General features: G+C 63.4%; 13 protein-coding genes and 1 pseudogene. 8 read left to right on the forward strand and 6 right to left on the reverse strand.

The window, feature by feature from the left end:
* Window positions 1-93: 93 nt before the first annotated feature.
* The 7 genes and pseudogenes from ASG25_RS07945 (at window position 94) to ASG25_RS07975 (ending at window position 5,494) form a co-directional block, all read left to right on the forward strand.
* Window positions 94-411, forward strand: coding sequence for a pilus assembly protein N-terminal domain-containing protein (locus ASG25_RS07945; protein WP_244475192.1), 318 nt, complete (start codon window positions 94-96; stop codon window positions 409-411).
* 122 nt (window positions 412-533) lie between these two features.
* Window positions 534-1,136: a TadE/TadG family type IV pilus assembly protein gene (locus tag ASG25_RS07950; protein ID WP_062472434.1), complete on the forward strand. Its 603-nt coding sequence runs from the start codon at window positions 534-536 to the stop codon at window positions 1,134-1,136.
* Window position 1,137: 1 nt separating this feature from the next.
* Window positions 1,138-1,740 (forward strand): TadE/TadG family type IV pilus assembly protein, encoded by a 603-nt coding sequence (locus ASG25_RS07955; RefSeq protein WP_062471577.1) that lies wholly within the window; start codon window positions 1,138-1,140, stop codon window positions 1,738-1,740.
* Window positions 1,741-1,924: 184 nt separating this feature from the next.
* On the forward strand, window positions 1,925-3,142 hold the full coding sequence (locus ASG25_RS07960; RefSeq protein ID WP_082479970.1) for a phosphopentomutase: 1,218 nt from the start codon (window positions 1,925-1,927) through the stop codon (window positions 3,140-3,142).
* Window positions 3,139-4,113, forward strand: a pseudogene (locus tag ASG25_RS07965) (adenosine deaminase). The gene ASG25_RS07960 and the pseudogene ASG25_RS07965 overlap by 4 nt, the downstream one beginning before the upstream one ends.
* A 107-nt stretch (window positions 4,114-4,220) precedes the next feature.
* Window positions 4,221-4,850 (forward strand): uracil phosphoribosyltransferase, encoded by a 630-nt coding sequence (gene upp, locus ASG25_RS07970; RefSeq protein ID WP_062471580.1) that lies wholly within the window; start codon window positions 4,221-4,223, stop codon window positions 4,848-4,850.
* 113 nt (window positions 4,851-4,963) lie between these two features.
* Window positions 4,964-5,494, forward strand: coding sequence for a TIGR02281 family clan AA aspartic protease (locus ASG25_RS07975; RefSeq protein ID WP_062471583.1), 531 nt, complete (start codon window positions 4,964-4,966; stop codon window positions 5,492-5,494).
* Window positions 5,495-5,539: 45 nt separating this feature from the next.
* Here the strand turns inward: ASG25_RS07975 and deoA are convergent, their stop codons facing one another.
* The 6 genes from deoA to ASG25_RS08005 form a co-directional block, all read right to left on the reverse strand.
* Window positions 5,540-6,853: a thymidine phosphorylase gene (deoA, locus tag ASG25_RS07980; protein WP_062471586.1), complete on the reverse strand. Its 1,314-nt coding sequence runs from the start codon at window positions 6,851-6,853 to the stop codon at window positions 5,540-5,542.
* A gap of 4 nt (window positions 6,854-6,857) precedes the next feature.
* Window positions 6,858-7,634 carry a deoxyribose-phosphate aldolase gene (gene deoC / locus ASG25_RS07985; protein ID WP_062471589.1) on the reverse strand — a complete coding sequence of 259 codons (777 nt, stop codon included), beginning with the start codon at window positions 7,632-7,634 and terminating at the stop codon, window positions 6,858-6,860.
* Window positions 7,635-7,742: 108 nt separating this feature from the next.
* On the reverse strand, window positions 7,743-8,135 hold the full coding sequence (locus ASG25_RS07990) for a cytidine deaminase (protein WP_082475567.1): 393 nt from the start codon (window positions 8,133-8,135) through the stop codon (window positions 7,743-7,745).
* Window positions 8,136-8,139: 4 nt separating this feature from the next.
* Entirely contained in the window at window positions 8,140-9,111 is a 972-nt protein-coding gene (locus ASG25_RS07995; RefSeq protein WP_062471596.1) for an ABC transporter permease, read from the reverse strand.
* 3 nt (window positions 9,112-9,114) lie between these two features.
* Window positions 9,115-10,245: an ABC transporter permease gene (locus ASG25_RS08000; RefSeq protein WP_062471599.1), complete on the reverse strand. Its 1,131-nt coding sequence runs from the start codon at window positions 10,243-10,245 to the stop codon at window positions 9,115-9,117.
* Window positions 10,242-11,777: an ABC transporter ATP-binding protein gene (locus ASG25_RS08005; protein ID WP_062471602.1), complete on the reverse strand. Its 1,536-nt coding sequence runs from the start codon at window positions 11,775-11,777 to the stop codon at window positions 10,242-10,244. Before ASG25_RS08005 ends, ASG25_RS08000 begins: the two co-directional genes overlap by 4 nt.
* A 297-nt stretch (window positions 11,778-12,074) precedes the next feature.
* Between ASG25_RS08005 and ASG25_RS08010 the strand changes: the two genes are divergently transcribed.
* Window positions 12,075-12,284, forward strand: a complete 210-nt coding sequence (locus tag ASG25_RS08010) for a SlyX family protein (RefSeq protein WP_062472439.1) — start codon at window positions 12,075-12,077, stop codon at window positions 12,282-12,284.
* Window positions 12,285-12,308 lie beyond the last annotated feature (24 nt).

Consider the following 12,308-nt stretch of genomic DNA (forward strand, 5'->3'; position numbering starts at 1 on the left):
CCCCTCGACCGTCTCCGTTCCGCCTCTGCCCGCCGGCTGGCCGGCCTCGGCGTTGCGATCTGCCTTGCGGGCCTTGTCAGTGCCGGGCCGGCGATGGCGCAGGATGCAGCGCTGATGAACGTCTACCTCAATCACGCACGCGTCCTGAAGCTCGATCGCAGCGTCAGCCGTGTCATTATCGGCAGTGCCGAAATTGCCGATGCGACCGTGGCCGACGCGCAGACCATCGTGCTGACCGGCAAGTCCATTGGCACGACCAACATCGTCATTCTCGACGAGAACGACAACCCGATCGTCGATCAGCGCATCCTCGTCTCGACGGATGAGGGCAACACCTTGCGCGTATATCGCTCCACGGCCCGCGCCATTCTCACCTGCACGCCGAGCTGCGAAGAGCATTCGAAGAAGTAACGGCTTTCGCCGTTTGCCTGCCTTCACCACAATGCCTCTTCACCACAATGCGTCGTCACCACGTTACGAAGTGGAAACGCTTTCCAAGTAAGCTGGCGTTCACGCAAAACATGGCGGGGACAATGACGCTTACCAGACGGGATGACGAACAGGATAGCGGAACGGCACCGGTGCGCGGGAAGCTTGCCCGTCGCTTTGCGCGCGACCGCAAGGGCGCGGCGGCTATCGAGTTCGCCATTCTCGTCATTCCCTTTCTCATGGTCATTTTTGCCTCGATCGAGACCTTCATCGCTTTTACCGGCGAGCAGATTCTCGCCAATGCGACCCAGACCATGGCCCGCAAGATCCGAACCGGCCTCCTGCCGGCAAACATGAGCCAGACCCAGTTTCGCAGTGCCTTCTGCAGCGAACTGACGGCCATGCTGAGCTGCTCGGCAACCGAGGCAGGAGCACCGTCCAAGCTGCTGATCGACGTTCGCAGCTATGCGAGCTTTGCCGATATTCCGACCGCCATTCCGCGCAAGGGCACAGATCTCGACACGTCCGGCTTCAACTTTGCCCCCGGCGGCCCCGGATCGATCAACCTGATCCGCGCCTATTACCGCTGGACCGTCGTGACCGATCTCGTGCGGCCCTACATCACCAATCTGCGCGCTGCCGGCAGCTCGATGCCGAACGACTACCTGATGGCAACCACCGCCGCCTTCATGAACGAGAAATACTGACATGCCGGGCGCAAACCTCAGCCACGACCGCAGCACCGTCCCCAACCCCTTCTCCCGGATCCAACGCCTTGCCCGGGATCGGCGGGGAACGAGCGGCATCGAGTTTGCGCTCATCGCGCCGATCCTCCTGATGATCTATCTCGGAGCGTTCGAACTGTCCGTCGGCTTCAACATGTCACAGAAGGTCTCCCAAGCGACCGGCACCGTCGCCGATATCCTCAGCCAGAAGACGGAGGTGACACCGACGGAACTCGACGGCATGAAGAATGTCGCGCTGAGCATCATGGCGCCATTTTCCGTGAGCAACTACGCCTTGAAAGTGTCCGGTATCCGCGTGACGGCCCCGGGCGTCGGTGTGGTTGCCTGGTCGCGCGACGAAAAAGGGGGAACCCCCTATGCCGTAAACACGATTGTCGCCGTTCCCGCGGATCTGAATGTTCTCAACACCTTCGTCGTCCGCTCGGAGTTTTCGGTTCCCTACGAACTGGTTCTCATGTCGCCGCCCGGCACGCAGGAGAATTCCGTCCGCATCATGAACCTGTCGGAAAGCTACTATTATCGCCAGCGCGTCGGCCTCGGGATCACCTGCTCGCTCTGCAAATAGCCCGTTCCGCGCCGTTGCCGTACTGCCCAACCGCCACATCCCCTCCCTGCCCTATCCGTCCCACGGCAGTCGGTTTGCAAAAGCGTAAGGCGAAGCGTATCTCTTGCCGCCATTGTCGGTGCAGCTCAGGCGCCGATCTCATGACGCCGCCTTGCGCGGCAGATCGTTCAGGAGACTGCGGGGCGTGCGGGCATTTCTCTTCGTTCTGGATTCCCTCGGTATCGGCGGCGCGCCGGATGCCGCTGCTTTTGGTGACGAGGGTGCCGACACGCTCGGACACATTGCCGAATTCTGTGCAGCCGGGGCTGCCGACCGGCACGGTCTGCGCAGCGGACCTCTCATGCTTCCCAACCTGGCCGCACGCGGGCTTTACCATGCTGCCCGCTTGTCGAGTGGCGGCATGCCGGCCGGCGTCGCGCTGCCCGAGACCGTCACGGGACTCCACGGCGCGGCTGAAGAGGTCTCGCGCGGGAAGGACACGCCGTCGGGCCACTGGGAAATCGCAGGCACGCCGGTGCAGTTCGACTGGGGCTATTTTCCCAATGAGGGCGATGCCTTTCCGGAGACGTTGGTCGCGCGAATCTGCGAAGAGGGCAACGTCCCCGGCGTTCTCGGCAATTGCCATGCCTCGGGAACCGATATCATCGCGCGGCTGGGCGAAGAGCATCTGCGGACGGGAAAGCCGATCTGCTACACCTCATCGGATTCCGTCTTCCAGATCGCTGCACACGAGGAAACCTTCGGTCTGGAGCGTCTGTTGGCCTTCTGCGAGACGGTTCGCCGCCTGTTGGACGAGGTCAATATCGGACGGGTGATCGCGCGGCCTTTCATCGGACGGAGCGCGCAAGACTTCACACGCACCGGCAATCGGCGCGATTATTCCGTGTTGCCACCGGAGCCGACGCTGCTCGACCGGTTGACTGATGCGGGCCGTACCGTTCATGCCGTCGGCAAGATTGCCGATATCTTTGCGCATCAGGGCATCGGCCGCACGATCAAGGCGAACGGCAATGATGCGCTGTTCGACGCCAGTCTGAAGGCGATCGTCGAAGCTGAAGATGGCGATCTCGTCTTCACCAATTTTGTCGATTTCGACATGCTCTACGGCCATCGCCGGGATGTCGCGGGCTATGCGGCGGCGCTCGAAGCCTTCGACCGCAGGCTGCCCGAACTCGATGCCGTGCTCGAGCCCGGCGACATCGTCATCCTGACCGGCGACCACGGCTGCGATCCGACCTGGCGCGGCACCGACCATACGCGAGAGCGTGTACCCGTCCTCGTCTTCGGCCCCGGTCTCGGCAGCCGGTCCATCGGAATCATTCCAGGCTTTGCCGGCATCGGCGAGACGGTGGCCAAGCATCTCGGCATCGCCCCCGGCCCCCATGGAAGGAGTTTCCTGTGACGCTGCACCTGAAGAAAGCGGAGTTGCACTGCCACATCGAAGGCGCGGCACCACCCGCGCTCGCACGTGCGCAGGCGCAAAAATACGGTGTCGACGTCTCCGGTCTGATCGAGGACGAAGCCTATGTCTGGAGTGATTTCAGCGCATTCATCGTCTGCTACGATCGCGTCGCCTCGCTGTTCCGCACGGAGGAAGACTATGCCGCGCTCGCGGAAACCTATCTGACGGAGCTGAGCGCAGCCGGCACGATCTACAGCGAGATCATCGTGTCGCCTGACCACGGAAACACGATCGGCATCGGCGCCGACGCTTATCTCCGGGGCCTGGCGACAGGGATCAAGGCCGCCAAGGCAAAGACCGGCATCGAGGGCCGGATGATTATCACGCTCATCCGGCATCTCGGCCCCGAACGAGCCGAACAGACCTCACGCTTCGCCGCTCGGCGCGATCACCCTCTGGTGACAGGCCTAAATCTGGCAGGCGAGGAGCGCATGTACCGGGTCGCCGATTTTGCCCGCGCCTACGACATCGCCCGCGATGCGGGGCTCGGCCTCACCATCCATGCTGGCGAGATGGCAGGGGCTGAGAGCGTACGCGATGCGCTCGACGTCGTCAGGCCTTCGCGCATCAGCCATGGCGTGCGCGCCATCGAGGATGGCGATCTCGTCCGCCGGGTGGCTGCAGAGGGCGTCGTCCTGGAAACCTGTCCCGGCTCCAACATCGCGCTCAATGTCTTTCCCGGCTTTCACGCGCATCCGTTGCAGGCGCTGCGCGATGCCGGGTGCCGCGTCACGCTCAATTCGGACGACCCGCCGTTTTTCCAGACGTCGCTTGCCTAGGAGTACGATATCGCCTCGGAGGTCATGGGGTTCCGCGACGACGAGATCGATGCGATGACCCGCACCGCGATCGAGGCCGCCTTCGTCGACGAGGACACCCGCGCGACGTTGCTGTCCAAGCTCCAAGCCTAGGCGCGGCGCCCGATCGGTTGGGGACGGCGTGGCGGCGGACTTGCAGCGGCAGGTCTTTCCATGGAAAAAGGACGGATGACCATCCGTCGCGGCAAGAGGCTTCCAGCATGACCAGCGTTACCGTCATCGACCATCCGCTCGTCCAGCACAAGCTGACGATCATGCGCAAGAAGGAAACCTCGACCGCAGGGTTCCGCCGGCTTCTGCGCGAGATTTCCACGCTGCTTTGCTACGAGGTGACGCGCGACCTGGAGCTGACGATGGAAACCATCGATACGCCGCTGCAGCAGATCCAGGCGCCCGTGCTCGAAGGCAAGAAGTTGGTGTTCGCCTCCATTCTGCGGGCTGGCAACGGTCTTCTCGAAGGCATGCTGGAGTTGGTTCCCTCCGCGCGCGTCTCGCATGTCGGCGTCTACCGCGATCATGAAACGCTCGAAGCGGTGGAATACTACTTCAAGGCGCCCGAGAACATGGCGGAACGGCTGGTGATCGTCGTCGATCCGATGCTGGCAACCGGAAACTCCTCGATTGCCGCGATCGACAAGCTGAAGGAGCGCGGCGCCGTCAACCTGCGGTTCCTCTGCCTTCTCGCCGCTCCCGAAGGGATCGCCAATTTCCACGCCGTACATCCGGATGTCCCGATCTTCACCGCCTCGATCGACAGCCACCTCAACGAGAAGGGCTATATCATGCCGGGTCTCGGCGACGCCGGGGACAGGATGTACGGCACGAAGTAAGGTTCGTTAACTCTTCCAGACGAGAGACCGGGCAGACGGCGCCGTCCTTGCACCTTGTTAAAGACCCTGTGCGGTACGCTCAGCCATCGTCCTTTCGTTCAGGAGTTGCGGGCATGCTGAGCCGCGTGCTGATGATCGCCGGTCTTGCCGGCCTTTGCGCCTATACCTTGCCGCATCTTGCAGACCGCTCGCTTGACCGGGCGTCAAAGCCAGACGCTTCGGTGCAGCGGATACCTGCCGCCGCAGATCCGGCGCTGCCGGCTGCGGTCGGCACGCGCGAAGTGGTCCTTTCGGCGACACAAGGCGGGCATTTCAGTGCCGCGCTCGAACTAAATGGCCGCAGCGTTCGCGGCCTGATCGATACGGGCGCAACCGTGGTCGCCCTGAACGAGAGCACCGCACGGCGTATCGGTCTTTCGCTCTCGACGCTCGACTATTCCGTCCCGGTTTCCACCGCGAATGGCCTGGCGAAGGCGGCTTCGGTGACGCTCAAGCGCGTGAAGATCGGAAGCATCGCCGTGGACAACGTGCAGGCGATGGTGCTGCCGGATACAGCCCTTTCGGAAACGCTGGTCGGAATGAGCTTTCTCAATCGCCTCTCGTCCTTCGCCGTCGAAGACGGTTCCTTGCGTCTGAGACGCTGAGGTCGGCTTTCGGTCTGAGGTCGGCTTTCGGTCTGTGGTCGGCTTTCAGGCGGTGAGGCGCGAAAGAATGATGGGACGCCGTTCGAATGCGCCGTCTGTCACCGTGTAGGCTGCCTTCAAGGCGGCCGCAGCTTCGTCGGCCGCAGCATCACTTGCGGCATGGACGACGGCCAGCGGCTCSCCCGCTGCGACGCGGTGGCCGAGCGGGACGATGTCGGAAAAGCCGACGCTGTGGTCGATCGCCTGGTCGGCCCGGGTCCGCCCTCCGCCGAGCGCAATCAGAGCCATCCCGATCGCGCGCGCGTCGCAGGTCTGCAGAACGCCCGCGTGGTCGGACACGACAGGACGCGAAATGGGCGCCGTCGTCAGATAGGTGTCTGGACGCTCGACGAAATCGGCCGGCCCGCCGTGTCCTGCCACCATCCGGCCGAAGACCTCGAGCGCCCCTCCACTTTCGAGCGCCCGCCGCGCTGCATCCTGGCTCTCGACAGGGCCCGAGGTGACGCCGGCCACCAGCAACATCTCGGACGCAAGCGCCATTACCACCTGCTCCAGACGCGTGCCCTGCTTTTCCCCGCGCAGGAAGGCGAGGCAATTGCGGATTTCAAGCGCATTGCCGACGGCATCGGCCAGGGGCTCGCTCATGTCCGTGATGAGCGCGGTCGTGCGCAGCCCTGCGCCATTGGCCACATCGACCAGCGACCGCGCGAGGATTTCGGCTTCGCCCTGTGACTCCATGAATGCGCCGCTGCCCACCTTCACGTCGAGCACAAGCGACCCGAGGCCGGCCGCAAGCTTTTTCGACAGGATGGAGGCGGTGATCAGCGGCACGGAATCCACGGTGGCGGTCACGTCGCGAATGGCATAGAGCCGGCGATCGGCCGGCGCGAGATCCGCCGTCTGGCCGATGATGGCGCAGCCGACGCTGTCCATCACGCGACGCAGCGTTTCCACGGAGGGGGCGATGTCGTAGCCGGGAATGGATTCGAGCTTGTCGAGGGTTCCACCCGTATGCCCGAGGCCACGGCCGGAAATCATGGGGACGACGAGACCGCACGCTGCAAGGATGGGCGCAAGCATGAGGGAGACATTGTCGCCGACGCCGCCGGTCGAATGCTTGTCCGCCACGGGGCGTCCGAGCACGCTGTAGTCCAGCACCGTGCCGCTGTCGCGCATGGCAACCGTCAGCGCCACCGTTTCTGCACGCGTCATGCCGGAGAACCACGTCGCCATGGCAAAGGCCGCCACCTGGGCATCCGCAATGGATCCATCGGCCATTCCGGCGACGAAGGCCGCGATGTCGTCGGGTTCGAGAACGACGCGATCACGCTTTCGGCGGATGATCTCCTGCGGGATCATCGCCTCAATACGCCGCTGGGGCTGCAAGCGACTCGCGTCCATCGATAACGGAAAGGATATCGCCGAGAAGACCCGACGCACCGAAGCGGAATGTCGAGGGCATCAGCCAGTCCGGACCATGAATGGTGGCGGCAAGCGTCAGATAGAGCCGAGCGTCCGCCACGGTTTTCACGCCGCCCGCCGGCTTGAAGCCGACGCGCCGACCACTCTCGCGGATCGCCGTCAGCATAATGTCGGCCGCTTCCAGCGTTGCATTGACGGCCACCTTGCCGGTGGAGGTCTTGATGAAATCCGCACCCTCCTGGATGGCAAGAAGGGAGGCGTTGCGGATCAGCCCCCGCTCCTTCAGTTCGCCCGTTTCCAGAATGGTCTTGAGAAGGACTGCATCGCCGCAGGCCGTGCGCACGGCGCGGATCATGTCGCGCACCGCCTGCTCGTCGCCTGCCATCAGAGCGCGGTAGGGAATGACAAGGTCGATCTCGTCGGCGCCGTCGGCGATCGCGCGCGCGGTTTCGGCGACCACCTCATCGACCGACAACGCGCCCGAGGGAAAATTGACGACGGTCGCAATGCGCACGGGGTTTGCGCTTCCGAGAATGTCGCGCGCCTGGCGCACGAAACGCGGCCAGATGCAGATCGCGGCGACCGAGCCATGTGGCGTGCGCGCCTTGGCGCACAGAGCCTCGATCGCCTCCGACGTGCAATCATCGTTGAGGTCGGTGAGATCGAGCAGGGACAGCGCGAGAGAGGCGAGCTGACGGTTGCTGGCTTCCAGAGTCATGGGTGCCTCCTTGGGCGCGTTCGGTCCTGATGCGGTAAAGGTTTTGCCGGGGTTTGGCAAAGCCATTCACACGCCTTGACGGCCATCCGCGGCCGTGGACGCAGAGGTTCAGCCGATCGTGTCCGTGGCAAAGGAATGCGGCAGCAGGTCCGAGAGAACGACCGTCTTCTTCACCCCGGTCTCGTCGCAGAGATAAATCGGCGTGCCGGCTTCGGCAAATTCCGACAGGCGCTGGCGGCAGCCACCACACGGCGGGCAAAGCGGCAACTTCTCGGCGATGACGGCGACCTCCAGGATCTTCCGCGCGCCGCCCATGATCATGTGGCTGATCGCAGTGGTTTCGGCACACCAGCCTTCGGGAAAGGAGAGGTTCTCGATATTGGCGCCAGCATAGATCGTGCCGTCCTCGGCGCGAATGGCCGCCCCAACGGGAAACTTGGAATAAGGCGCATGCGCCAGCGCCATGGCCTTGCGTGCAGCCTCGAAGAGATCATTCGCCATGAGATCAGCGCTCCTTGACATAGGGTACCCCGCCGGCTTTGGGCGGCACGGCCTTGCCGATGAAACCGGCGAGAAGGATGACGGTGAGAATATAGGGCAGCGCCTGCATGAGCTGCACCGGGATCTGCCCGATCAACGGAAGCGGATTGCCCTGCAGGCGAATGGCCAGCGCATCGAGGAAACCGAAGAGCAGGCAGGCGAGCATGACGTTGAGCGGCTTCCATTTTGCAAAGATCAGCGCGGCAAGCGCGATGTAGCCCTTGCCCGCCGTCATGCCCTTGACGAAGCCGGCCGTCATGGCGAGCGACAGATAGGCCCCGCCGAGACCCGCAAGAATGCCGCAGCAGATGACAGCGCGGTATCGCATCCAGACGACCGAAATGCCGGCCGTATCCACGGCACCCGGATTTTCGCCGACGGCGCGCAGCCGCAGGCCGAATCGGGTCCGATAGAGGATCCACCAGGTGATCGGGACCATGGCGAAGGCGAGATAGGTCAGGAAGAAATGGCCGGAGATCAGGTCCGCATAGATCGGACCGATGACGGGAACGGGGCGGATCTCGTCGGCGAAGGGAAACGTGATGGTGGCGAAACGCGCATCGCCCGCCAGCGCCGGGGTACGGCCCCCCTGGCGGAACCATGCTTCGCCGAGAATGATGGTGGAGCCGAAGACGATGAAGTTGATGGCAACGCCCGAGACGATCTGGCTGCCGCGCTGGGTAATCGATGCATAGCCATGCACCAGCGACAGAAGCACGGAAATAAGGATCGCAGCCAGCAGACCGGCCCAGACCGAGCCTGTGACCGCGGCGACGGCGCCGGCGGCGAAGGCCGCGCCCAGCATCTTGCCCTCGAGCCCGATGTCGAACACGCCCGCCCGTTCGGTAAAAAGACCGCCCAAGGCTGCGAAGATGAGGGGCACGGAGACGCGGATGGTCGATTCCAGCACCGTCACCAGCATGTGAAAGACATCCATGGATCAGGCTCCCTTGGTGGCGGCAGCCGACCGGCGGCTGGCGACAGAGGCGAAGATCTGCCCGATCGCCGGGCGGAACATGTTTTCGAGCGCACCGGCGAAGAGAATGACGAGGCCCTGGATGATGACGATCATGTCGCGCGAGATCGTCGGCATCTCGAAGGCGATCTCTGCGCCGCCCTGATAGAGCATGCCGAAGAGGATGGCGGCGGGAATGATGCCGGCCGGGTGCGAGCGCCCCATGAGGGCGACGGCGATGCCGACGAAGCCCGCGCCCTGCACGAAATCGAGCTGCATGCGGAACTGCTCGCCCATGATCGGGTTCAGCGCCATCATGCCGCACAAGGCGCCCGAAATCATCATGGCGATAACGGTGATGCGGGCATCCTTGATGCCGGCATAGCGCGCGGCAGAGGGGCTGTGACCCATGACGCGCATCTCGTAGCCAAGCCGCGTGCGCCAGATGAGGAGCCAGCAGCCGAAGGCGGCCAGAAGCGCCAGCAGGAAGGACACGTTGAACGGGGCATTGCCGATGTCGAGGCCGAAGAGGCCAAGCAGCCAGTCAAGTTTCGGCAACTGCCCGCCCGCCTCGAAGGTGCGCGTCTGCGGGGCCATGGAGCCAAGCGGCTTGAGAACACGGGTCAAGAGGTAGACCATCAGGCTCGAAGCGATGAAATTGAACATGATGGTGGTAATGACGATGTGGCTGCCGCGCTTGGCCTGCAGCCAGCCGGGCAGGAAGGCCCACATGGCACCGAAGGCTGCGGACCCCAGGATCGCCAAGGGGAAGACGACGTACCAGGGCATGATGCGATCGAGCCAGAGGCAGACAAGCGCTACGCCGATGCCGCCCACATAAGCCTGACCTTCGCCGCCGATGTTGAAGAGGCCGGCATGGGAGGCGACGGCGACCGCAAGGCCGGTGAAGATGAAGGTCGTCGCATAATAGAGCGTGAAACCGATGTATTCGCCGCGACCGAAAGCGCCGTTGATCAGATGATAGGCGGCCTCCAGCGGATTTTCACCCACCAGGAGCACGACGAGGCCGGCAACGAGGAACGCGACGACGAGATTGATGAGCGGAATGAGCCCGTATTCGGCCCAGCCGGGCAATTTGGCGTAAGGGTTGCTCACTGCGCGGCCTCCATGCGGTTTTCGACGCCGGCCATCAACAGGCCGAGATCGCCCTCGCTGGCATCCGAGGTGCGCTCGCCGACAACGCGGCCGGCGAACATTACGAGGATACGGTCCGACAGAGCGCGGATTTCGTCCAGCTCCACCGAAACCAGAAGCACCGCCTTCCCCTGGTCGCGCATCTCGATGATCCGCTTGTGGATGAACTCGATGGCGCCAACATCGACGCCGCGCGTCGGCTGGCCGATAATCAGCACATCGGGATTGCGCTCCATCTCGCGGGCCAGCACGATTTTCTGCTGGTTGCCGCCGGAGAAGTTGGCCGTCTTTAGGCGCGGGTTTGGAGGGCGGATGTCGTATTGGGCGATCTTCTCTTCGGCATCTGCACGCATGGCGGCGATGTCGAGCAGCGCACCCTTCTTGTAGGCGGGATCGCGGTGATAGCCGAGGATGGCATTTTCGCTTTCCTCGAATTTCAGCACCAGTCCGACGTGATGGCGGTCTTCCGGTACGTGGGCAAGACCGCGAGTGCGCAGCTCGGCCGGGTCCGCAAGACCGGTGATGTCGACCGCGGAGCCGTTGAGCTCGACCGTTCCGCCGGTTGCGCGGCGGATGCCGGCGATGGCTTCGAGAAGTTCGGACTGGCCATTGCCCGCAACGCCTGCGATGCCGACGATCTCGCCGGCCCGGAGATCGAAGGACACATCGTCGACCATGGTGACGCCACGACCGTCGCGAACCGTCAGGTTGCGCACCGAAAGCTTGACGTCGCCCGGACGGGCCTCGCCCTTTTCGACCCGCAGCAGCACGCGCCGCCCGACCATCAGCTCGGCAAGCTCCTCGACCGAGGTCTGGTCCGTCTGGCGCGTGGCGACCATTTCGCCGCGGCGCATGACGGACACCGCATCGGTAACGGCCATGATCTCGCGCAGCTTGTGGGTGATCAGAATGATCGTCTTGCCCTGATTCTTCAGCTGCTCGAGGATGCGGAACAGGTGGTCGGCCTCCGGAGGCGTCAGAACCCCGGTGGGCTCGTCGAGAATGAGGATGTCGGCCTTGCGGTAAAGCGCCTTCAGGATTTCCACGCGCTGCTGCAGGCCAACGGGCAGTTCCTCGATCACGGCGTCGGGATTGACCTCCAGCGCATATTCCTTTTCCAGCCGCTTCAGTTCGATGCGGGCCTTGGAAATGGAGGCGTTGAGGACCTGGCTGTCCTCGGCACCGAGCATGACGTTTTCGAGCACGGTGAAATTTTCGACCAGCATGAAGTGCTGGTGCACCATGCCGATCCCGCTCGCGATCGCCGCGTTCGGATCCTTGATCGTCAACACCTTGCCATCGACGAGGATCTCGCCGTGATCGGCCTGGTAGAAGCCGTAGAGAATCGACATCAACGTCGACTTGCCGGCGCCGTTTTCGCCGATGATCCCGTGGATCGTTCCCTTCCTGACCACCAGGTCGATATGTTTGTTGGCGTGGACAGGGCCGAAGCTCTTGTCGATGCCCCGAAGCTCAATCGCGATATCGCTCATGGCAGCCGCATCCCCGTTCCCGATACCCGTTGTCGGCAGGCCATGCCGCCGGGTGCTTGCTTGATCTGTCCGGCGACGCGCTTCAAGAAGAGCACGGAGCCTTGGGGTAACATCGCCAGCGGCAACTGCCACAGGCCTTTCGAAAGAGGTGCGCGAAAACACATCCTTATTTCGTCTTAACATTTTTCCGCACGGCGTCCCGCGCCGCAACCTGCCATACCAAAACCGCTGCGCACTTTCAGGCGGCATGCTCTATAACGACGAGACACGACCCGCTGCAAGAGGAAGAGGATGACCATGACGAGCACAGAGACGCGGATGACGACCCTCGAGGAAACGATCGCTCATCAGGCTCGCACGATCGAGGACTTGTCGCAGCAGCTTGCCGATCAATGGAAGATCGTGGACCAGGTTCGCACGAAACTCGACCGCCTGACCGAACGGTTCCTGACGCTGGAAGAGACCTCGCTAGAGGCTCCTGCCATCACCCGGCCACCGCATTACTGAGCCAGGATGGAGCGCGAAGGCGCT

Origin of the sequence: Rhizobium sp. Leaf384, assembly GCF_001424065.1 — a bacterium.
Taxonomy (GTDB): Bacteria; Pseudomonadota; Alphaproteobacteria; order Rhizobiales; family Rhizobiaceae; genus Ferranicluibacter.

Coding starts and splice junctions, on each gene's coding strand:
- ASG25_RS08005 (WP_062471602.1), bottom strand. CDS start 11,777: ATGAGCGATATCGCGATTGAGCTTCGGGGCATCGACAAGAGCTTCGGC.
- ASG25_RS07975 (WP_062471583.1), top strand. CDS start 4,964: ATGCTGAGCCGCGTGCTGATGATCGCCGGTCTTGCCGGCCTTTGCGCC.
- ASG25_RS07995 (WP_062471596.1), bottom strand. CDS start 9,111: ATGGATGTCTTTCACATGCTGGTGACGGTGCTGGAATCGACCATCCGC.
- ASG25_RS07945 (WP_244475192.1), top strand. CDS start 94: ATGGCGCAGGATGCAGCGCTGATGAACGTCTACCTCAATCACGCACGC.
- deoC (WP_062471589.1), bottom strand. CDS start 7,634: ATGACTCTGGAAGCCAGCAACCGTCAGCTCGCCTCTCTCGCGCTGTCC.
- ASG25_RS07990 (WP_082475567.1), bottom strand. CDS start 8,135: ATGGCGAATGATCTCTTCGAGGCTGCACGCAAGGCCATGGCGCTGGCG.
- upp (WP_062471580.1), top strand. CDS start 4,221: ATGACCAGCGTTACCGTCATCGACCATCCGCTCGTCCAGCACAAGCTG.
- ASG25_RS08010 (WP_062472439.1), top strand. CDS start 12,075: ATGACGAGCACAGAGACGCGGATGACGACCCTCGAGGAAACGATCGCT.
- ASG25_RS07950 (WP_062472434.1), top strand. CDS start 534: ATGACGCTTACCAGACGGGATGACGAACAGGATAGCGGAACGGCACCG.
- ASG25_RS07955 (WP_062471577.1), top strand. CDS start 1,138: ATGCCGGGCGCAAACCTCAGCCACGACCGCAGCACCGTCCCCAACCCC.